The following is a 20,922-nucleotide window of genomic DNA, read 5'->3' on the forward strand; positions in this document are numbered from 1 at the left end:
GCCCACGCCGGCTCGCTCAGGCCGGGTCGGCGCGCGACGAGGCCAGCGGCCGCGGCGCGCAGCGCGGCTGCTGCAGCAGGTGCACGAACTGCGCGGCGATCACCGCGCCGCCGAAATGGCGCTCCACGAACTCGCGCCCGGCCTGGCCCATGCGCTGGCGCCGTTCGCTGTCGCACAGGCGCAGGATCGCATCGCGCCAGCTGTCCACGTCGCCGGGCGTGAGCAGTTCGCCGCTGACGCCGGGGTCCAGTGTCTCCGCGGTACCGCCGACGTGGCTGGCCAGCACCGGCACCGCGCTGGCCTGCGCTTCCACCGAGACCCGGCCGAAGGTTTCCGGCGCCAGCGACGGAAACGCCAGCATCGACATCGCGTTGTAGTACGGGGTGGTGTCGTTGACCCAGCCGACGAAGCGGTGGCGTTCGCCGTGCGGCTGGGCCTGCGCCTGCGCCTGCAACTGCGCCGCGTCCGGGCCGTCGCCCAGCCACAGGCAGTGCAGCCGCGGCTCCTGCGCCATCGCCGCTCCCGCGGCTTCCAGCAACGGGAAGATGCCCTTGCCGGCATGCATGCGCCCGCTGTAGCCGAGCACGATCGCATCCTCGGGCACGCCCTGCGCGGCGCGGATGGCGCGGCCGCGCTCCGGATCCGGGCGCAGCCGTTCCATGGTCACCGGGTTGTACAGCACCTGCACCAGCGCCTCGGGCACGCCGCGCTCCAGGTAGGCCTGCCGCGCGTAGTGCGACACCGCGAAGAAGCGCGCCGCCAGCCGCGGGATGGCATAGCCGGACAGTGCGCTCATCGCCGGGGTGCGGTGGCGGAACAGCGTGACGGGGATGCCCAGGGCGCGCCCGGCCAGCAGCAGCGGCCAGTATTCCTTGCCGAAGTTGCCGACCAGCCAGTCCGGCCGGTTGTGCCGCGCCATCCGCAGCAACGGCCCGTAGCCGGCCGGATCCAGCACGTTGCGGAAGTGCCCGACGTGCACGCGGATGCCGCTGCGGCGCAGCTCGTCGGCGATCAGGCCGCCTTCGCAGGCGATCACATCGACCTGGTGGCCGACGCCGGCCAGGGCCTGCGCCAGGGCCACGAAATGCGTGGCCGCGCCGGTGTTTTCGGGATTGGTCCCGACGAATAGGAATTTCATCCGCGCCGGTCCTCGTAGGCGGTGAAGGCGCGCAGCGCGAACTGCGGCAGCAGGTGGTGGCGCGCGACCTGGATGCGCGGGTAGCGCATCGGGTCCGAGCCGGCGGGGGCACGGCCGCGGCGGGTGCTGGTGGCGGCGGTGTAGCCGGCCTCGCGCACCGCGTCGGCGACGCGGTCGTCGACATCGCCGTAGGGGTAGCAGAACTGCGGCACCGCCTCGCCGAGCAGGTCCTCCAGTTCGCGCTTGCAGCCGCCGATCTCCTCGCGCAGGGCCGCATCGCTGCAGCCGGTCAGGTGCGGGTGCGAGCGGGTGTGCGCGCCAATCTCCATGCCGCCGGCGCGCCACTGGCGCAGCTCGGCGAGGTTCATCAGCGGCTTTTCGATGCCCAGCTTCTGCGCATCCCACACGTTGTGGCGACCGATGCAGCCGCTGACCATGTACACCGTGGCGGTGAAGCCCAGCCGCTGCAGCACCGGAAGCGCCGCGTGCAGGTTGTCCAGGTAGCCGTCGTCCAGGGTGACCACCGCGACCTTGCCCTGGCGCTCGCCGCGCAGGTACGGCATGGCGTCGGACATGGACACGCCGCGGTAGCCCAGCCGCTGCAGCAGGCGCATCTGCCGGGCGAAGCGGCCCGGGCTGACGTACAGGCTGCGGTACACCTGCAGGTGGCGCGGCGCCTCGGCCACGTTGTGGTACATGAAGATCGGAATGCGGGCCGTGGCGGCGGTGTCGGAGGGCATCGGGGAACGGCTCTTGGGACGGATGGGCGACGTGCGGCGCGGGAGTCTAGCGGCGTTGGCTTTCGCTGGTCTGTCAGGGAAAACCCTCAGCCGTAGACGATCGCGCGCCGCCGGCGGCTATGCTGGGCGCCCCGCCAGCACAGGAGCCGCCGATGTCCGAGACCGCCGCTGCCGACCCCTGGCGCGACCTGCAACTGCATCTGGATGGCATCGTGCTGCGGCGCTGGCGTGCCAGCGACCTGGACGCGCTGGTCCGCCACGCCGACGATGCCCAGGTGGCACGCTGGGTGAGCCGACGCTTCCCGCATCCGTACACACGTGCCGACGGCGAGGCCTTCCTGGGCGGGCAGGTGATCGATCTGAACAATCCGGTGCTGGCGATTGAAATCGGCGGCGAGGCCTGCGGTGGGATCGGCTTGCATGCCGCGGCGCAACCGGCGCCGGAACTGGCCGAGCTCGGCTACTGGCTCGGCAGTGCGCACTGGGGGCAGGGGCGGATGACCCGCATCGTCGCCGCCTACCTGGACTGGGCGGCGCCGGCCCTAGGCTTGCAGCGGATCGAGGCGTTGACGCTGCCGGACAATCACGGCTCGGTGCGGGTGCTGCAGAAGAACGGGTTTGCCGAGATCGGCACGCGCCGCGAGCTGGCGGTGCGCGATGGACAGGCGCGCGACCTGCGATGGTTCGCGCGGACCTGGCCGGCGGCCTGAGCCGCGCGTCGCCCCTGGGAGCGACGCGCGGGGGCCACGGCGTCAGTAGGAAATGGTGGCCGAGGTCGCGGTGGTGTCCACCGCGTAGTTGCATTGCACATCCAGGCCGGAGCTGTCGCTGTAGGACTGCCACGCCGGCGACGTCACCCGCTGCATGCGGTAGTCGTACACGCCGATCGCGTCGAAGGTGATGCGGCCATCGGGCGGATACTGGTCGCAGCTGTCCACCGCATAGACTTCCAGCGCGCCGCCCACCACCAGGTGCCTGGCCGAATCGATGTCGTAGGTGGTGCTCAGCCGCACGCTCTGGCCGGTGGTGAGGTTGCGCGTGTCCACGTTCCAGTTCGTGCAGGGCTGGCCGTTGTTGCAGGTCGCGTAGGTGTCGCCCACGATCTGGTCGCCGGCGCTGGCCGCAATGAAATCGCTGTGCCACACCATGCCGTCCTGGCAGCAGTTCCAGCTGCTCAGGTCCCAGCTGTCGTTGTAGCCGCGGTAGCCCAGCACCGGTTGCAGGATCGTCGGATCGTCGCTCTGCAACCCCGGGAAGAAGTACACCGTCTGCTGCGCCACGTTGGTCGGGTTGTGCGGCACCGTCCAGCGCGCGACGATGCGGCCCATCTTGTTGCCGGTCACGTCGATGGCCGACTGCACCCAGGCGTAGGTGATCGGCGGCGGCACCGCGCCGCGCGCGCCCGATGCCCGCAGCGCGGCGCCAGCGCGGATAGGCCGCCCATCCAGGCCGTGTCCGTCGGGGTGCACCCGGGTGCCGTTGGGCAGGAAGTTGTCCTGGGCGCAGGTCTGCGCCGCTTCGCGTACGCCATCGGCACGCTGCAGGCGGCCGTCGGCGAGCACGCGTTCGTTGCGATGGACTTGGCGCACGCAGGTCGGCGCGAAATAGCCGAAGGGCGTCTGCACGTAGTCGTCGGGGACGTTGGCGGGCTTGTGCGCGGCGTTCAGGGCGCCGACCCGGGCCAGACGGGCGTCGGGCGCGGCGGTCTGCGCCAGGGCGCTGGCGCCCAGGCCCAGCAGGGGCAGCACCAGCAGCAGCGCGGCACCCAGGCGGCGCGCGGACGAGGAAAACGGATGGAGGTCGGAGTGCATGGGAATCGCCTTGTCGTGAGAATGCGAAGTGCGTTCTCGGGACGCCGCGGAGCGCTGCGCGTTGCGCCGGCGCAGGCCATCGCAGGTGTCCCGTCTGCGAAGCGCGTGGCACGGTGATGGCGGGTCGATGGGCACCTGTTTGGTGGCGGAAGAAGCCGCGACGATGGACTGGATGCGCAGGCCGCGCTTGTCGGATTTGCGCATCCGACACCGCGAATTCCGCATGGTGCGCGGCAAGTGCGAAAATCTTCACGGTTTCAGTCGGAATGCAGTTCGCGCCTTGCGTTGCGCGGTGTAGACAAGTCGCGTCACCGGGGTGCGTCACGCCGGGGCAGCCGTCGGCGCGCGGATGAGCGAAAATCCCCGTAGCGCGCCGTCCCTGGCGCGCGCCCCCGCGTGTTTCCAGGAGATTCCCATGCGTCATGCCCTTCGTTCTTGCTGCGCCGCTGCGGCGTGGCGCGCCTGCGCCGCGGGCGTGCGTCCATGACCTCGCCGTGGGGCAACCGTCCGCGCGGGGGCAGTCCCCCCGCTCCGCCCGCGAGAGGAGCCGGAGGTGAGGCGACGGCGGCGGCCGGCACCCGCAACGAACTGCGCCTGTACGGCCTCAACGCGGTGCGCGCGGTGTACGCGCGGCGGCCGGAGGCGATCCGCAAGCTGTACCTGAGCGAGGCGCGGATCCCGGCGCTGCAGCCGCTGCTGAAGTGGTGCGTGGCCAATCGGGTCGGCTACCGCGTCGTGGACGAGGCCGACCTGCACAAGCTCGCCGCCAGCAGCCACCACGAAGGCGTGGTCGCCGACGTGCTGCGCGTCGCGCCGCTGGCCTTGGCCGACTGGCTGCAGACGCTGGCGCCGGGGCCGGCGGTGGCGCTGTGGCTGGATGGCGTGGGCAACCCGCACAACCTCGGCGCGATCCTGCGCTCGGCGGCGCATTTCGGCGTGGGCGCGATCCTGCTGCCGGAGCAGGCCGCGCTGGCGCTGTCCGGCGCCGCCGCGCGCGTGGCCGAGGGCGGCGCCGAGGCGGTGCCGCTGGTGCGGCTGCCGCCCGCGGCGCAGGCGCAGGCGCAACTGCGCGCGGCCGGCTTCGCCCTGGCGGCGACGCTGGTGGCCGGCGGCGACGATCTGTTCGCCGCCGCGCTGCCGCAACGCCTGGTCTACGTGATGGGCGCCGAGAGCGACGGCATGGACCGCGGCTTCGCGCAGGCCTGCGACCTGCGCCTGTCGATCCCGGGCAGCGGGGCGGTGGAAAGCCTCAACGTCGCCGCCGCCACGGCGGTGTTGCTGGGAACCTGGCGCAGCCGGCATCCGCACGCGCACGTTGCGCGCTGAGCGCGGCCGCCGGCGTCGCGGGCCGGCCGCATTTGGCTACGAAAGAGTGTGCGCGCGTGCCTGTTTCGGGTTTGCGCGGCGCCTGTCGGCGGCGTAGCGTGCAGGCGCGCCTCGTCGATGCGCTCGCGCCTCGCGCGATGCGCGCCAGCGAGACCGCGCAGTCCTCCCTCCCGAAAGGGCCATCGTCACTCCTGCGGAGATGTCGCTCATGAAGCTGCTGTTCTCCCTCAAGCACCTGCTGTCGTCGAAGAAGCCGCTGAAGTCGTACGCCTGGTACATCTGGTACTGAGCGCCGTGTGCGTTGCCGCGCGGCGTGCCGTGCGGCCGGGGCCCGGCGGATGCGCTGCGCCGGGCGCCGTTCCTCCAGGAGACTCGCGATGTCCGCCACCATGGTCGAGCGCCACGCGCGCGCCACGGTCTTCGCGCCGCGTCTGCAGGCGTTGCTGCGCACGCATCTGGGGCAGGAGGCGTTCCGCCTGGATGCCGACACGGTCGGCGTCGCCGGCGCCGCGCTGAGCGATCGCCTGCTCGCGGCGCGGCCCGCCACCGAACACGAACGGCCGACCTTCAAGCCGCTGCACGGCCGCTCGATCGCGCGCAGCGAGGCGGCCAGGCTGATGCAGGCGATCGGCCGCGATGTGCGCGAGGCGCTGCAGCGGCCGCCGCCGACCCGCGACCTGTCCGGTCCATGGCCGCACGTCGGCCACGTCTATCTGCGCGACCTGCTGCTCGGCGGCGACCCGTGGCGCCTGCGCCTGCTGATGGACCGCGCGCTGGAACTGACGCCGCGCCTGACCTGGGCGGTGATCGCCGCCGGCGCGCTCGCGCCGCTGGCGCCGGACGCGGAGGCCTCGGCGTTGGCCAGGCTGCTGTCCACGGCCGACGGCTACCGCGCGCGCCGCGATGCGATGGGTCTGTACCGGCGCACCGCCGCGCCGGTGTGCTTCACCATTTCCACGCTGGTCGCCAACGCGCTGTGGCTGGGATCGCCGTTCGACGCGCACGTCTCCAACCGCAACCTCCTCTACGAAACCCTGCGCCTGCTGCCGCCGTCCTGGAACATCCTGCGCAACGCCTCGCCGGAGTACGGCGCGCTGGATCCGCGCATCGGCGCCGCCGACGACGTGCTGGTGCTGCCCTTGCTCAGCCATCGCGATCCGGCGTTGTGGGAAGCGCCGGAGGCGTTCCGCCCGGAGCGCTGGGATGGCCTGGATCCCGATGCGCTGCCCGGCTACCTGCCGTTCGGGCATGCCTCCGAACGCTGCTGGGGGCGGCACATGGTCATGCCGCTGGCGGAGCGGTTGCTGGACCTGCTGCGTGCGCAGAAGCTGGTGGCGAGTCCGCGGCAGCGCCGCGCCGCGGTGCCGCTGACCGGGCTGCTCGGCGTGGCCCAGGTCGACGTGGTCCGGCAAGCGCACGCCTGAGCGGTGGCGTGCGCGCCATCGCCGCGCTCAGCGCCGCGGCGGCGCGGTGGACCCGCGCGTGACCAGGGTGTAGTCCAGCACCTGGTGGGTGCCGCGGCTGGGCAGGCCGTCGCGGCGCTGGCGGATCTCGGCGAGCAGCAGCGTCACCGCCGCCCCGCCCATCGCCGTGACCGGCTGGTGGATGGTGGTCAACTCCGGCCAGATCGTGGTCGCCACCGGGGTGTCGTCGAAACCGGCGATCGACAGGTCCTCGGGCACGCGCAGGCGCAGCCCGTGCGCGATCGCCAGCGCCGCCGCGGCCATGTCGTCGTTGCTGCACAGGATCGCGCTGGGGCGCGGCGTGGCCTGCAGCAGCGTGGTGGCCGCGAGCAGCCCGGAGCGGTAGGTGAACAGTCCTTCGGCCACGCGCTGCGGCGCCACCGTCAGCCCGGCCTGGGCCATGGTGTCGAAGAACGCGCGGCTGCGCAGCGCGCTGGGCGTGTGGCCTGGATCGCCGCTGATGAAGCCGATGTCGCGGTGGCCCAGGTCGAGCAGGTACCGGGTGAGCGCGCACGCGGCCTGGTAGTCGTCGATGCGCACCGAGCTGACCCTGGGCATCGGCGCGCCGGTGGCCACCGCCACCAGCGGAATGCCGCGCGCCTCCAGTTCGGCGATGGTCTGCCGCGCATCGCACAGCGGCGGCGGCAGGATCAGGCCGTCGGCGCCGGCATCGAGCAGGCGTTCGGTGGCGGCGCGCTGGCTGTCGCTGTCCTCGCTCTTCTCCACCAGCACCTGGCAGCCTTCCAGGCTGCTCTGCTCCAGCACGCCGAGCATGAACTGGTTGAGGTAGGCCGCGCTGGGATTGCTGTACAGCACGCCGATGCGCGCCAGTCCGGCGGTGCGCAGCGAGCGGCCGGCGAGGTTGGGGCGGTAGCCGAGCGCCTGGATCGACGCTTCGACGCGTTCGCGCATGGTCGCGCTCACGCGCGGGTGGCGGTTGATCACGCGCGAGGCGGTCATCGGCGACACGCCGGCATGGCGGGCCACATCCAGCAACGTCACCGCTGAGCCCGCGCGGCGTTGCCGTATGCCCATCAAAGGTCCTGGCACTGCTGCGGAAGGGAACCCCTGCGCGCGTCCTGCGCAGGGGCGGTGCACTTTACTCCCTGGGCGGTTCCACTGTCTTGGCCTGGCTGCCGAAACCGCCATCGGCCTGTGCCGCCAGGTATGCGAACACCGCATACCCGGCGACGTTCTGCGCCAGCGCCTTCGGGTCGATCTTGTCCAGGGTGTCGTCGGCGGTGTGGTGCAGATCGAAGTAGTCGCTGCCGTCCTGCGCCAGCCAGGCCCAGGCAGCGCCCTTGGCGGCCAGTGGACCGACGTCCGGGCCGGGGCCGCCGGCGTCCGGCGCATAGGCGATGCCGAGCGGCGCCAGCGCCTCGGCGATCTGCCGGGTCGCTTCGCGCGAGCCGGCGGCGTCGCCGGAGCCGGTGTTGAAGGCATAGATGCGGCCGGCGCCGAAGTCGCTTTCGGCGGCGATCTGATGCCGTGCCACGTCCTGCGCATGCGCCTGCGCGTAGGCCTTGCCGCCGTACAGGCCCTGCTCCTCGTTGGCGAAGGCGACCACGCGGATGCTGCGCTTGGGCGCCTGCTTGAGCTGGCCGATCAGATGCCCGGCGGCCATGCTGATGGCGACGCCGGCGCCGTCGTCGATCGCGCCGGTGCCCAGGTCCCACGAATCCAGGTGGCCGCCGATCAGCACGACCTCGTCGGGCAGCGTGCGCCCGGTGATCTGCCCGATCACGTTGTAGGAGGTGGCGGTGCCGTCCCAGCCGCAGTCCAGCGCCAGGCGCAGGCGCACCGGGCCGCGCGCCAGCAGGCGCGCCAACTGGTTGGCGTCGGGTACCGACAGCGCCGCGGAAGGCACCGGCGTCAGTCCCTCGTCGAAGCGGGTGATGCCGGTATGCGGGACGCGGTGCGAATCGGTGCCGGCCGAGCGCATCACGAAGCCGACGGCGCCCTTGCGGATCGCTTCGGACGGCCCCTTGCTGCGCACCGCGCCGCCATTGCCGTAGTCCTTGCCGTCGCGGGTGCGCAGCATCTGGTAATCGACGAAGGCGATCTTGCCGCGCAGCGCGTCGGTCGGCGCCGCCCGCAACGCGGCCAGGTCGGCAAAGCGCACCACCTCGGCCTCGACCGTGCCGCCGGGGCTGCCGCCCAGCGCGGTGACGGTCAGCGGTTGTGCGTGCGCGCCGAGCACCTGCGCGTGTTCGCTGCGCCGCTCCCACTTCGGGAACGTCACCGGCTCGGTCCACACCTTGTCGAAGCCCAGCGCCTTGAACTTCGCCGTGGCCCAGGCCACCGCGCGCGCATCGGCGTCGCTGCCGGCCAGGCGCGGACCGATCTCGGTGGTCAGCGACTCGACCACCTTCCAGCCGGTGTCGTCGGCCAGCGCCCGTTCCCGCAGCGCCGCCGCATCGCGCAACGCTGCCTCCGGAATGCGCGTGGCCTCGGCGGCGACGGCAGGGGAGGACAGGCTCAGGACGGCAGCGATGACGACGGCGAGACGGCGCATGGAAGACTCCGCGGACAGGAACGGCGAGCTTAGCAGCGCCTCGCCGTGCACGGCGCGGCCTCCATGGCGGAGGCCGCGCGCGCCGTCGTGTTTACTCCGGGCGCGGCTCGGGCTTGAGCGAATCGCGGATCTCGCGCAGCAGCAGCACTTCCTCGCTCGGGGCCTTCGGCGCCGGCGGTTCCTTGCGGGCGATGCGGTTGATCGCCTTGACCAGCATGAAGATGGCGAAGGCCACGATCACGAACTGGATGATGGTGTTGAGGAAATCGCCGATGCCGATCGCCACCGCCGGCACCGGCTTGCCCGCGGCGTCCACCGTGGCCGCCCTCAGCGTCCACGCCCAGCGCGAGAAATCCACGCCGCCCACGAGCAGTCCGATCGGCGGCATGATGATCTTCTCCACCAGCGCGGTGACGATCTTGCCGAACGCGGCGCCGAGCACCACGCCGACCGCCAGGTCGAGCACGTTGCCGCGCATGGCGAATTCCTTGAATTCGCGGATCATGCTCATCGGAACTCCTTTCTTGTCAGTGCGGGCCTGTCGCCGCGGCGTTAGCCTAGCGCAGTGGCCGTGGTGTTCAGATCACGGGCATGCATCCGCCGCGCGACCGGCACGCGCGGCCTCTCAGCCGACGATGCGGCCGTGGCGCTCGGCGACGTTCTCCAGGCGCGCGCTGAAACGGTCGCCCGGGCGCAGCGCGGCCACGCCGGCCGGCGTGCCCATGAACACCAGGTCGCCGGCGCGCAGCGCGAACAGCTTGGACAATTCGTGCAGGATCTCCGGCACGTTCCAGATCATCTGCTCCAGCAGCGACTGCTGGCGCACCTCGCCGTTGACCTCCAGCGACAGGTTCAGCGCTTCCAGCGCACCGACCTCACCGGCCGGGATCAGCTCGCTGATCGGCGCGGACGCGTCGAAGCCCTTGGCGATGTCCCACGGCAGGCCCTTGGCCTTGGCGGCGGCCTGCAGGTCGCGACGGGTCAGGTCCAGGCCCACGCCATAGGCCAGGACCAGCGCCTCGGCGGCGTCGACCGGCAGCACGCCGGCCGGCGCGTCCTGGCCCAGCGCCACCACCAGCTCCACCTCGTGGTGCAGCTCCTGGGTGGCGGACGGGTAGGGGATGGCCTCGTCGCCGATCACCAGCGCATCGGCCGGTTTCATGAAGAAGGTCGGCTGGCCGCGCTCGGCCTTCGAGGCCGGTGCGCTGGCGCCCATCTCGCGCGCATGGTCGGCGAAGTTGCGGCCCACGCAGTAGATGCGATGCACCGGGAACAGACCCAGGCCGCGCACGGGAACGCGCGGAGCCTCGGCAGCGGCGAACAAGTCTTTCATGGGCGTGCATCCAACGAGAAGGGGATGCAGCAGTCTACCGCGATGGGTTCAACCCAAATCCAACAGGCATACGGAATCCGCTTTTGCGATTCCCCAATCCCGATTCCCCATTCCCCGCTCTAAAGCGGCAAGGCCGGCTTGCGCACCACCCGGTACTCGCCATCGACGACATGGCGGCGCGCGGTGGCCGGACGCTTGCCGCGCTGGCTCAGCAGCTTCATGGCGATGCCGCCCAGGATCATCGCCGCGCCCACGAACACGCTGACGAATACCAACCCGGCCAGGATCGCCAGGCCGAGCAGGCCCACCGCCAGCTTGACCAGCGGATGGCGCGGCTTGCGCGGCGCGAAGACGTGCCGGAATTGGTCGAAATTGAAGAGGCGAGCGCGCATGGCAGAACTCTGTTTCAGTTTGAACCGAAGGGGCGCAGTATCGGCGCTGTTTTATGTGACGGAGTGAAAACTTCGTTAAGCAAAAAATTAACACTTTGCGTTCAGGGGCTTGCATGTCCTTGAGGAGTGAAGAGGGCGCCGCGGCGCGGGGGCCAGCGCCCATGCGAAAATGGCGATCTCCTCGTTGCCCGTGCTGCGCGCCATGACCGAATCTCCCGCCGTGCTGGCATCGCTGCACGATCTCGTCCCCGGCGAACTGGCCGAGGCCGAGGCGGTGCTCGGTGGCGAGTCCGAGTCGTTGCTGCTGTACCGCGAGGGCGACGCCGTGCGCGCCTGGTTGAACGTGTGCCCGCACGCCGGGCGCCGCCTGGACTGGGCGCCGGGGCAGTTCCTGAAGAGCCGCGAGGGCCATGTGGTGTGCGCCGCGCACGGCGCCGCCTTCGAACTGCAGGGCGGCCTGTGCGTGTCCGGCCCATGCCGCGGCCAGAGCCTGCATGCGGTGCCGGTGGATGTGCGGGCAGGGCAGGTGGTGCTGGTCTAGCGCGCAGGGCGTGCGCTACAGCGCGTGCCACCAGTCCATCGACATCAGGTTGACCATCAGCACCACCACCAGCGTGTAGATCAGCGACAGCGGGCCGCCGACCCGCCACAGTTCGCGCGGCTGGTAATTGGCCGGGCCGGTGATCATCGAGATCACCGGATTGGACGCGGTCATCAGGTTGTTGGACGCCGACAGCGCCACGATCAGCGCGAACGCGGTGGGATTGCCGCCGGCCGCCAGCGCCAGGTTGACCGCGATCGGCACCATCACGATGGTCGCGCCGACATGGCTGATCACCAGCGAGAACGCGGTGGTGAGCAGGCCCAGGGCGATCTCCAGCGCCCATACCGGGATGCCCTCGGGCAAGCGCGCGATGGTGTGGCCGGCGACCCAGGCCGCCGCGCCGCTGCTGTCCATCGCCCAGCCCAGCGGGATCAGCCCGGCCATCAGGAACACGGTCTTCCAGTTGATCGCCGCGTAGGCCTCGTCCATGCGCAGCACGCCGGTCAGCAGCATGCCGGCCACGCCGGTCATCAGGGTCAGCGCCACCGGCAGCTTGGAGGTGAGCGCGATCAGGATGGTCAGGGCGAAGATCGTCATCGCGATCTTGAACTTGTGCGGGCGGTGCTCGCCCTTGGGGTAGTCGGTGACCACCACGAAGTCGCGGCTTTCCGAGGCCTGCGCCAGGTCCTGCCAGATGCTGTGGAACACCAGCATGTCGCCGGCGCGCAGCGGCACCTTGCGCACGTCCTCGCGGATCACCTGCTTGTCGCGGTTGATCGCCAGCAGGCTGATCCCGGCCTGCTTGCGCAGGCGCAGTTCGGCCGCGCTCTTGCCGATGAAGCGCGAGGTCGGCGGGATCACCGCCTCGGAGATGCCGGCGCGGCTGGGATTGAACAGGTCGCCCAGATTGCGCAGGCGCGAGGACAGGCGCAGGAACTGGTTCTGCGCGAAATCGGCGACCTGCTGGCGCGCGCCCATCACCCCGAGCACGCTGCCGACCCAGATGCGCATGTCCGCCGGCGGCGCCAGCCGGGTGTCGTTGCCGGTCTTCAGCGCCAGCAGCAGCGGCGCGTCGTGCACGGTCTCGGCCTCGCCCAGGGTCATGCCGACCAGCGGGCTGTCGGCGCTGACGATCAGCTCGAACACGTCGCCTTCGATGCCGTAGGTGCGCGCGAAGTAGCTTTCGGTGCGCGCCGGGGTGACGCCATCGTTGATCAGCCGCTCCTCTTCGGCCAGCGCCTTGTCGCCGCGCACGCGGAAGTAGATCAGCGAGGCCAGCAGCAGCGCCACGCCGATCGGCAGCGGCGCGAACATGCGCAGCGGCTCGATGGTGGCCATGCCCGAGGGCAGGTTGTTGTTGGCCGACTGCAGCAGGTCGTTGAGCAGGATCAGCGGCGAGTTGCCGACCATGGTCAATGCGCCGCCCATCACGATGGCTGCGGCGATCGGCAGCAGCAGCCGCTGCAGGGTGAGCCCGGTGCGCCCGGCCAGGCGCGAGGCCACCGGCAGGTACAGCGCCATCACCGAGGGGTTCTGCATGAACGAGGAGTTGAGCCCGGCGATGGCGGTGGTCAGCAGCATCAACCGTTCCTCCACCCCGCGCGCGCGCCGCAGCAGCCACGACGCCAGCCGGTTCAGCGCGCCGGTGCGCTCCAGCCCGGCGCCGAGGATGGTGGTGGCGATGATGCTCATCACCGCGTTGCCGGAGAAGCCGCTGAACAGCTCTTCCGGCGCGATCAGCCCGGTGACGCCGAGCACCACCAGCACCACCAGCGCCACCACGTCGGCGCGGATCCGCTCGAACACGAACATCGCCATGGTGAAGCCGACCAGCCCGAGCACGAGCTTCATATCGGTGGTCAGCGTCAGCGCGGTGTCCATGCGAGGCCGGGAATGGGGAATCGGGAATGGAGAATGGCAGAAGCGGCCGGTCGTCGCAGGTCGTCGCTATCGGGGAGGGGCGGGCGAGGGCGCTTCCGATTCCCGATTCCCCGTTCCCGATTCCCGGTCGTACAGCAAATCCCACACCCCATGCCCCAACTTCTGGCCGCGGGTCTCGAAGTGGGTCTGTGGGCGCCAGTCCGGGCGCGGCACGTGGCCGCGCGGGCCGGCGCGGTTGACCAGGCCGGGGGTGGCGTCGAGCACGTCCCACATCTGCTCGGCGTAGTCTGCCCAGTCGGTGGCGCAGTGCAGGCGCCCGCCGTCGCGCAGCTTGCGTACCAGCAGCGCGGCGAACGCCGGCTGCAGCAGGCGCCGCTTGTTGTGGCGCTTCTTGTGCCAGGGATCGGGGAAGTAGATGCGCACCTCGTCCAGGCTGCCGTCGGCGATCTCGTGCTGCAGCACCTCCACCGCATCGTGGTGGTACAGGCGCACGTGGTCGGCGCCGTCCTCGGCTAGCGCGTTGAGCAGGCGGCCGACGCCGGGCGCGTGCACCTCGATGCCGATGTAGTCGCGGCTCGGGTCGTGTTGCGCGGCATGGCGCAACGCGGCGCCGTTGCCGAAGCCGATCTCCAGCACCTTGGGCGCGTTGCGGCCGAAGGTGGCGTCCAGGTCGCGCGGCTGGCCGCTGTAATCCAGGCCGAAGCGCGGCCACAGCGCGTCGAACGCGCGCTGCTGGGCCGGGGTGAAGCGGCCCTGGCGCAGCACGAAGCTGCGCACCTGGCGGTGCCCTTCCTCGACGGTGAAGGGTTTCGGCGGGGTCTTGGCGCCGGCGCTGGAGAACGGGTCGGTCATGCCTGCGGCCTCACCCGATCAGCCCGTCGACCGGCGAGGAGGCGCTGGCGTAGCGCTTGCGCGGGATGCGCCCGGCCAGGAACGCCTCGCGGCCGGCCTCCACCGCCTTGCGCATGGCGCTGGCCATCAGCACCGGATTGCGCGCGCCGGCGATGGCGGTGTTCATCAATACGCCGTCGCAGCCCAGCTCCATCGCGATCGCCGCGTCCGAGGCGGTGCCGACGCCGGCGTCGACGATGATCGGCACCTTGGCGTTGTCGATGATCTCCAGCAGGTTGTAGCGGTTCTGGATGCCCAGGCCGGAGCCGATCGGCGCGGCCAGCGGCATCACCGCCACGCAGCCGATCTCTTCCAGGCGCTTGGCCAGGATCGGGTCGTCGCTGGTATAGACCATCACCTCGAAGCCGTCGGCCACCAGGATTTCGGCGGCCTTGAGGGTCTGCACCACGTCCGGGAACAGGGTGCGCTGGTCGCCCAGCACTTCCAGCTTGGTCAGGTTGTGGCCGTCGAGCAGTTCGCGCGCCAGGCGGCAGGTGCGCACCGCGTCCTCGGCGGTATAGCAGCCGGCGGTGTTGGGCAGGATGGTGTACTGCTCGGGCGGCAGCACGTCGAGCAGGTTGGGCTCGCCCGGGTTCTGGCCGATGTTGCTGCGGCGGATCGCCACGGTGACGATCTGCGCGGCGGCGGCCTCGGTGGCCAGGCGGGTCTGTTCGAGGTCGGCGAACTTGCCGGTGCCTGTGAGCAGGCGCGAACGGTAGGGTTTGCCGGCGATCACCAGCGCATCGTGGGGGGCGGGAGCGTTCATCGGCGGATTATCGCCCATCGCACCGGCCCTGCCGAGTCCGGCCGCGGCGCGCGGCGGCCCGATTCAGCCTCCGCCCAGCGCGTGCACGATCTCGACCCGGTCGCCGGCGTGCAGTTCGTGTTCGGCGTGCGCGCCGCGCGGCACGATCTCGCCGTTGACCTCGACCGCCACCCGCCGCTGCCCCAGCCCCTCGGCCTGCAGCAGCGCGGCCACCGTGGTGGCCGGCGCCAGCGAGCATTGTCTGCCGTTCAATTCGATGTTCATGCCATCATTGTGCAATGCGCGCCACTGGCGTGCGAGTCGTGATTCTTGCGGCAGTGCAACGTGAGCGTGCCCGGCAGAGGTGAAATGATGTCGGCCATGCGGCGACGTATGGAGCTGCCGCTCCCCAGTTTCGTTCGATTTCTTGTGTTCCATTTCTGCCCGGGAGGGCTTCCATGACTTCGTCCATCCGTCCGCTCCGCTCGCTGCTTGCCGCGGCGATCGTGCTCGCCGCCGCGCCCGCGTTCGCGCAGTCCACCACCTATAGCCGCACCGTGTTCTTCGGCGACAGCCTGACCGACGCCGGCTACTACCGTCCGCTGCTGCCGGCCTCGGTGCGTGCGGTGACCGGCCAGTTCACCACCAACCCGGACTTCGTCTGGGCGCAGTACGTGGCCGAGTACTACGGCACCAACGCCGCCGCCAACGGCAACGGCCAGATCGGCGACGACTATGCCGCCGGCAACGCCCGCGTCGGCGTGGCCAACGCCAGCGCCCTGGGCGTGGCGCCGTCGCTGGCGACCCAGGCCAGCAACTACCTGGCCGCCAACGGCGGCAAGGCCGACCCGAATGCGCTGTACTCGGTGTGGGGCGGCGCCAACGACCTGTTCGCCATCGCCGGCGGTGCGCCGGTGCAGGCCACCATCGGCAATGCGGTGACCGCCGAGGTGGGCATCGTCGCGAGCTTGCAGAACGCCGGCGCGCGCTATGTCATGGTCAACAACCTGCCCGACGTCGGCATCACCCCGCGCTTCCGCGCCGGCGGCGCCGCGGCGATGGCGCAGGGCACCGCGCTGGCCACCGCGTACAACACCGCGCTGTTCTCCGGCCTGAAGAGCGCCGGGCTGCGGGTGATCCCGGTCGACACCTTCCACCTGCTGCAGGAAGTGGTGGCCAATCCCGGTACCTACGGCTTCAGCAACGTCACCGGCACCGCCTGCCAGCCGCAGATCACCGCGCAGTCGCTGACCTGCAACCCGACCAGCTACGTCAGTGCCGACGCCGCCGACACCTATGTGTTCGCCGACGGCGTGCACCCGACCGGTCGCACCCACGAACTGCTGGCGCAGTACGCGCTGTCGATCCTGGAAGGCCCGCGCACCCAGCAGATCCTGACCCACTCGGCGCAGATGGTCGGCCGCTCGCGCGCCGACCAGGTTGCCTGGCACGTCGACGGCCGCCCGGAGGCGGACGGTGTGCGCTGGTGGGGCAACCTGCGCGGCGACATGCAGCGCTACCAGCACGGCGACCTGTACGACGGCATGGCCCCGGCCGGCCTGTTCGGCGTGGACTGGTCGCGTGGCGAGTGGGTGTTCGGCGGCTTCGGCGGTTTCGGTCGTACCGATGCCGACTTCGGCAACCGCGGCGGCGACTACACCCAGGACGACAGCACCCTGGGCGGCTTCGCCGGCTGGTACGGCGAGCATGCCTGGGTCAACGCCCAGGTCAGCTACACCTGGCTGAGCTACGACGTCACCCGCAAGGTCAACCTCGGCCCGGCGACCATCGAACACAAGGGCTCGCCGGACGGCAGCAACCTGACCGCGGCGCTGCAGGGCGGCTACGAGTTCGGCGAAGGCAGCTTCAAGCACGGCCCGGTGGCCGCGGCGATCTGGCAGAAGGTCAAGCTCGACGGTTACACCGAGAGCAACCCCAACTCCAGCGCGCTGGGCTACAGCGACCGCGACGTCGAGTCGATGGTCGGCCGCATCGGCTGGAAGGCCAGCCTCGATGCCGGCATGGTGAAGCCCTACCTGCAGGCCACCTACGACCACGAGTTCAAGAAGAACCAGGAAGCCACCGCGTGGCTGCAGACCATGTCCGACCTGGGCGAGTACGCGGTGCCGGGCATCAACTTCGACCGCAACTACGCGTCGGTGGTGCTGGGCGCGCGGACCAAGCTGTGGGGCTTCGAGAGCAACGTCGGCATCGCCACCACCACCGGCCAGTCGCGCGCGCACGACACCTCGCTGTTCGTGAACTTCGGCGGCAGCTTCTAAGCACCGTCCGCCTTCACCCACCTTGCCCGGCTGCGTGCCGGGCAGGGTAGGGCAGACGATGGTGAGGTAAGCCAAAGGCAGTGGATGCCTGTTGTGGGAGGGGCTTCAGCCCCGACGCCTCGGATCCCGAGCCGACGGGACTGAAGCCCTTCTGCATTTCCGGGGTACGCTGCTGGGTAGTGCCGGGCTCGTCCGTGCGCTCCGGCCCGCAGCACGCCGCTTTCTTGCGCAACCCCCGGCCCAGCGCATAGACTGCACCGGCAACGCGGGCGTAGCTCAATGGTAGAGCTGTAGCTTCCCAAGCTACTGACGTGGGTTCGATTCCCATCGCCCGCTCCAGCTTGCCTTCAAGCGCATAAGTGATTGAAGCCGCACGGCGGCCAGCGCGAGATGACAGCTTCGAACGATCCCTCTTCGGAATATCGGTCAAGGTGTCGAATATCCCGAATCCTTCGCTGTCGCGCCGCTCTGGCCCCTCTGCACGCGTTTTTGTCGCGCTACCTGCAACGGCGGCTCGGCTCACATTTTCCTCGTTCACCCTCTCTGGCCCCGGCGGCGACGCTGCGCGTGTGGTGCGGGTCTGTATGCGGGCGGCGCTATCGAACGTCTCCATGCATGCGGACGGGGCGCTCGTGGGTCTGGCCGATGGTGCTGACCGGGTAGCAGTCCTCCGCGCGGCAACGCCTTCCGACGCTGCAGACACGGGCGCCGGATTGCACTAGATGCGAAGCCCGAGCGTGTGATGGGTTTCGTTGAGGCGATGCAGCGTGAAGGTGCTTTCTTCGATCACGATTTCATTCACGCAGCACGGCTCCTGCTTGATGCGCCAGTAGTGCGCCAGCGGCAGCCCAAGGCATTGCAGGAGGATCACCCGGTTGATGCTGTCGTGGCCAACCAGGACGACGGTCTGGCCGCTGTGATCTTGCAGGATCCTGTGCAGCACCTTCATTGCGCGAACCAGCACGTCCGCCAGCGTTTCGCCTTCCGGTATAAGTGCGAGGTCCGGCATCGCAAACCAGGTCCGCGCGAGATCGGGCCAGCGCGCAGCCACCTCGTCGTGCGTCAGCCCCTGCCACTGGCCGTAATCGATGTCGGACAGGTCGTCCAGGACCTTGGCCGGCACGCCGGTCGCCTGTGCGATCGCGTCGCCGGTCCGTACGCACCGCGACAGTGGGCTGGTGTAGATCGCGTCCGGCGCCCAGCTTTGGGCCACTCGTGCCGCCAGCGCTGCAGCCTGCAATTCGCCAAGCTGCGATAGCGGCAGTTCCGCACGCCCGCGAAACCGCTCGGGGGCAATCCAGTCGACATGCCCATGGCGGGCGAGGATCAGGGTGGTCATGCGGCCTTTCTCGCATTGTCTTGTCGAACCAACGCTGAGCGGTGAGACGACGCAGTGTCCTCCGATGTGTTGCGGCTGGTCGCGAGCCAGTCGCGACAGCCCCCGGCGCGCTGTCAAACCCGCTTCACCGATCAAGGCTAGGCTGGCCGATGCCTGAGCGTTCGCTCGTTGCCGGTCCTTTGTCCCGTGGTCGAACATAGCCGTCGTCGTTTCCTTGCCCGCGCGTCCCTGGCCCTGGGGGCCGGCGCGGCCATGCCGCTGGTGCCGGGCGTCATCCGCAGTGCGCTGGCGGTGCCGCCGGCGCGGGTCACCGGCACGCTGCAGGACGTGCAGCACGTGGTGATCCTGATGCAGGAGAACCGCTCCTTCGATCATTACTTCGGCTGCCTGCGCGGGGTGCGCGGCTATGGCGATCCGCGGCCGTTGCGGCTGCCCAGCGGCAAGCCGGTCTGGTACCAGCCCGAGCGCAAGGGCAGCGACCGTTACGTGCTGCCGTTCCGGCTTAACAGCCAGACCAGCAGCGCGCAGTGGATGAAGGATCTCAACCACGACTGGAAGGGCTCGCACGAGACCTGGAAGCACCACGACGCCTGGATCGCGCAGAAGAGTGCGATGAGCATGGGCCACTTCCAGCGCGAGGACCTGCCGTTCTACTACGCGCTGGCCGACGCCTTCACCCTCTGCGACGGCTACCACGCCTCGCTGTTCGGCCCGACCAATCCCAACCGCATGTACATGTTCACCGGCACCAGCGGCCTGAGCGTGGGCAACGACGGCGAGCAGGCGGTGAACAACCGCGACGACGGCAACTGGACCGCGGACATGGCGCGCGACAATCCGCGCTTCCCCGGCTATACCTGGAGCACCTACTCCGAGCGCCTGCAGCAGGCCGGCGTCAGCTGGCAGGTCTATCAGGAGTTCGACAACTACGGCGACAACAGCCATCCGTACTTCGCCAACTTTCGCAAGCTGGACCGCGCCTCGCCGCTGTACCGCCGCGGCCGCGCCATCGTGCCCGGCTCCACCGCCGACAACGCCAAGGCCTCGCGCGGCGAGCACCTGGTGGCGGCATTCGCGCACGACGTGCGCGCCGGCACGCTGCCGCAGGTGTCGTGGATCGTCGCGCCGTACCTGCTCAGCGAGCATCCGGAGGCCACCCCGGCCTATGGCGAATCGTTGAGCGCGCGCCTGCTCGAGGTGCTGGCGGCCTCGCCGGAGGTCTGGTCGAAGACGGTGTTCCTGATCAACTACGACGAGAACGACGGCTTCTTCGACCACGTGCCGCCGGCGCTGCCGGCGATCCGACCGGAACTGGGCGCCAGCAACGTGGACCTGCATGGCGAGGACTACCACGGCGTGCCGGTCGGCCTGGGGCCACGGGTGCCGATGCTGGTGGTGTCGCCGTGGAGCCGCGGCGGCTGGGTGAACTCGCAGGTGTTCGACCACACCTCGGTGCTGCGCTTCCTGGAGCGCCGCTTCGGCGTGATGGAGCCGAACATCAACCCGTGGCGCCGCGCCGTCGCCGGCGATCTGACCTCCACGCTGGATTTCGTCGGCCACGATCCGGCGCCGGTGGCGTTGCCGGACACCCGCGACTACATCGCCCGCATCGACGCCACCGCAACACTGCCGCCGCCGCAGCGCCCGGCGCAGCAGGCGCTGCCGGTGCAGGAACCCGGCCAGCGCCCGGCACGCGCGTTGCCCTACGATTTCGACGTACGGCTGCAGGTGCAGGCGGATGCGCGCGTGTTGCGGATACGCAACCGTGGCGATGCCGGCGTGGCGCTCAATGCCTATGCCGACGATGGCGTGGCCGGGCCCTGGTTCTACACGCTGGCGGCCGGCAGCGAGCTGCAGGACGCCCGCGCCTGGCGCGGCGATGCCGCCGATGCCGGCTATGCGCTGCGCGTGCATGGGCCCAATGGGTTCCTGCGCGAGTTCCATGGCGATGGGGTCGGCGATGCCGGACTGCAGGCCGAGGCCGACTACGATGCCGCCGCGCAATGCCTGCTGCTGACGCTGGCCAATGCCGGCACGCAGCCCTGCGCGCTGCGCATCCGCGATGGCTACCGTGGCGATGACGGCGAACAGGCGCGCACGCTGGCCGCCGGCGAGCGCAGCGTCCTGCGTCTGCCGCTGCAGGCGCAGCACCACTGGTACGACCTGACCATCGACAGCGCGACCCTGCCGCAATGGCGGCGGCGCCTGGCCGGCCACATCGAGACCGGCCGCCCCAGCATGAGCGATCCGGCGATCGGCCGCGCGGTCGACGCGTAGAATCGCCGCGCTCCAACGCGGGGCGCGGTTTCTGGCTGTACACGGTCGCGGCTGAAGCCGCTCCTACGACCTCCGCAGCGTCTGTAGGAGCGGCTTCAGCCGCGACCGTTCGGGTGCATGCGATCGGGAACCGTCGTCGCTACTGCGGCTGCCATCCACAGCACTCCGCGTCTCTGCTGCTCCAAAACGCAAACGCCGCCGCTGCACGAGCAGCGGCGGCGCATGGAGCCTTCCCTGGCGGTGTC

The 20,922-nt window shown here is 70.4% G+C and carries 19 protein-coding genes, 1 tRNA gene and 1 pseudogene; 8 read left to right on the forward strand and 13 right to left on the reverse strand.

Annotated features, from left to right (window positions below; all coding sequences use genetic code 11):
* Positions 1-16: 16 nt before the first annotated feature.
* Both AC1PME_RS05510 and AC1PME_RS05515 read right to left on the reverse strand, forming a co-directional pair.
* A complete protein-coding gene (locus AC1PME_RS05510) occupies positions 17-1,138 on the reverse strand; it encodes a glycosyltransferase family 4 protein (protein ID WP_481097558.1) in 1,122 nt (373 codons plus the stop codon).
* Complete coding sequence (locus AC1PME_RS05515) at positions 1,135-1,878, reverse strand: polysaccharide deacetylase family protein (protein WP_254460659.1); 744 nt, start codon at positions 1,876-1,878, stop codon at positions 1,135-1,137. The genes AC1PME_RS05510 and AC1PME_RS05515 overlap by 4 nt, the downstream gene beginning before the upstream one ends.
* Before the next feature lie 152 nt (positions 1,879-2,030).
* Here AC1PME_RS05515 and AC1PME_RS05520 point away from each other — a divergent pair, with 152 nt between their 5' ends.
* Positions 2,031-2,588 (forward strand): GNAT family N-acetyltransferase, encoded by a 558-nt coding sequence (locus AC1PME_RS05520; protein WP_481097559.1) that lies wholly within the window; start codon positions 2,031-2,033, stop codon positions 2,586-2,588.
* 42 nt (positions 2,589-2,630) lie between these two features.
* On the opposite strand, the gene AC1PME_RS05525 is transcribed toward AC1PME_RS05520, so the two are convergent.
* A complete protein-coding gene (locus AC1PME_RS05525) occupies positions 2,631-3,689 on the reverse strand; it encodes a hypothetical protein (protein ID WP_481097560.1) in 1,059 nt (352 codons plus the stop codon).
* 483 nt (positions 3,690-4,172) lie between these two features.
* Here AC1PME_RS05525 and AC1PME_RS05530 point away from each other — a divergent pair, with 483 nt between their 5' ends.
* The 3 genes and pseudogenes from AC1PME_RS05530 to AC1PME_RS05540 form a co-directional block, all read left to right on the forward strand.
* On the forward strand, positions 4,173-5,015 hold the full coding sequence (locus AC1PME_RS05530) for a TrmH family RNA methyltransferase (RefSeq protein WP_481097561.1): 843 nt from the start codon (positions 4,173-4,175) through the stop codon (positions 5,013-5,015).
* 199 nt (positions 5,016-5,214) lie between these two features.
* Positions 5,215-5,304: a tryptorubin family RiPP precursor gene (locus tag AC1PME_RS05535; protein WP_254460662.1), complete on the forward strand. Its 90-nt coding sequence runs from the start codon at positions 5,215-5,217 to the stop codon at positions 5,302-5,304.
* A 619-nt stretch (positions 5,305-5,923) separates the two neighbouring features.
* Positions 5,924-6,235 (forward strand): annotated as a pseudogene (locus AC1PME_RS05540) (cytochrome P450); the annotation flags it as partial.
* A 231-nt stretch (positions 6,236-6,466) separates the two neighbouring features.
* On the opposite strand, the gene AC1PME_RS05545 reads toward AC1PME_RS05540, so the two are convergent.
* From AC1PME_RS05545 to AC1PME_RS05565, 5 genes are all read right to left on the reverse strand, one after another.
* Positions 6,467-7,516: a LacI family DNA-binding transcriptional regulator gene (locus AC1PME_RS05545; RefSeq protein WP_254460663.1), complete on the reverse strand. Its 1,050-nt coding sequence runs from the start codon at positions 7,514-7,516 to the stop codon at positions 6,467-6,469.
* 61 nt (positions 7,517-7,577) lie between these two features.
* Complete coding sequence (locus tag AC1PME_RS05550; RefSeq protein ID WP_481097562.1) at positions 7,578-8,993, reverse strand: M28 family peptidase; 1,416 nt, start codon at positions 8,991-8,993, stop codon at positions 7,578-7,580.
* 91 nt (positions 8,994-9,084) lie between these two features.
* Entirely contained in the window at positions 9,085-9,504 is a 420-nt protein-coding gene (mscL, locus tag AC1PME_RS05555) for a large-conductance mechanosensitive channel protein MscL (protein ID WP_254460665.1), read from the reverse strand.
* Positions 9,505-9,618: 114 nt separating this feature from the next.
* Positions 9,619-10,326, reverse strand: coding sequence for a fumarylacetoacetate hydrolase family protein (locus tag AC1PME_RS05560; protein ID WP_254460666.1), 708 nt, complete (start codon positions 10,324-10,326; stop codon positions 9,619-9,621).
* A gap of 119 nt (positions 10,327-10,445) precedes the next feature.
* On the reverse strand, positions 10,446-10,718 hold the full coding sequence (locus tag AC1PME_RS05565) for a hypothetical protein (protein ID WP_017910413.1): 273 nt from the start codon (positions 10,716-10,718) through the stop codon (positions 10,446-10,448).
* A gap of 202 nt (positions 10,719-10,920) precedes the next feature.
* Between AC1PME_RS05565 and AC1PME_RS05570 the strand changes: the two genes are divergently transcribed.
* Entirely contained in the window at positions 10,921-11,259 is a 339-nt protein-coding gene (locus AC1PME_RS05570) for a Rieske (2Fe-2S) protein (RefSeq protein WP_307549087.1), read from the forward strand.
* 15 nt (positions 11,260-11,274) lie between these two features.
* On the opposite strand, the gene AC1PME_RS05575 is transcribed toward AC1PME_RS05570, so the two are convergent.
* From AC1PME_RS05575 to thiS, 4 genes are all read right to left on the reverse strand, one after another.
* Complete coding sequence (locus AC1PME_RS05575) at positions 11,275-13,143, reverse strand: SLC13 family permease (protein WP_254460668.1); 1,869 nt, start codon at positions 13,141-13,143, stop codon at positions 11,275-11,277.
* A gap of 66 nt (positions 13,144-13,209) precedes the next feature.
* Positions 13,210-13,995 carry a tRNA (guanosine(46)-N7)-methyltransferase TrmB gene (gene trmB, locus AC1PME_RS05580; protein ID WP_307549091.1) on the reverse strand — a complete coding sequence of 262 codons (786 nt, stop codon included), beginning with the start codon at positions 13,993-13,995 and terminating at the stop codon, positions 13,210-13,212.
* 10 nt (positions 13,996-14,005) lie between these two features.
* The gene (locus AC1PME_RS05585) at positions 14,006-14,800 is read right to left on the reverse strand and encodes a thiazole synthase (RefSeq protein WP_017910410.1); all 795 of its coding nucleotides are present in this window, start codon (positions 14,798-14,800) and stop codon (positions 14,006-14,008) included.
* Positions 14,801-14,863: 63 nt separating this feature from the next.
* Complete coding sequence (gene thiS / locus AC1PME_RS05590; RefSeq protein WP_481097563.1) at positions 14,864-15,064, reverse strand: sulfur carrier protein ThiS; 201 nt, start codon at positions 15,062-15,064, stop codon at positions 14,864-14,866.
* 173 nt (positions 15,065-15,237) lie between these two features.
* On the opposite strand from thiS, the gene AC1PME_RS05595 reads away from it, so the two are divergent.
* Together AC1PME_RS05595 and AC1PME_RS05600 are read left to right on the forward strand one after the other, a co-directional pair.
* Positions 15,238-17,061, forward strand: coding sequence for an autotransporter outer membrane beta-barrel domain-containing protein (locus AC1PME_RS05595; protein WP_254460671.1), 1,824 nt, complete (start codon positions 15,238-15,240; stop codon positions 17,059-17,061).
* A 265-nt stretch (positions 17,062-17,326) separates the two neighbouring features.
* Positions 17,327-17,400 (forward strand) — tRNA-Gly (locus tag AC1PME_RS05600).
* Between the two features lie 379 nt (positions 17,401-17,779).
* Here the strand turns inward: AC1PME_RS05600 and AC1PME_RS05605 are convergent.
* Positions 17,780-18,400, reverse strand: coding sequence for a histidine phosphatase family protein (locus tag AC1PME_RS05605; RefSeq protein ID WP_481097564.1), 621 nt, complete (start codon positions 18,398-18,400; stop codon positions 17,780-17,782).
* A 186-nt stretch (positions 18,401-18,586) separates the two neighbouring features.
* Here AC1PME_RS05605 and AC1PME_RS05610 point away from each other — a divergent pair, with 186 nt between their 5' ends.
* Positions 18,587-20,677 carry a phosphocholine-specific phospholipase C gene (locus AC1PME_RS05610; RefSeq protein ID WP_481097565.1) on the forward strand — a complete coding sequence of 697 codons (2,091 nt, stop codon included), beginning with the start codon at positions 18,587-18,589 and terminating at the stop codon, positions 20,675-20,677.
* Positions 20,678-20,922: the final 245 nt, after the last annotated feature.

Source organism: Xanthomonas sp. NCPPB 901 (assembly GCF_056725085.1).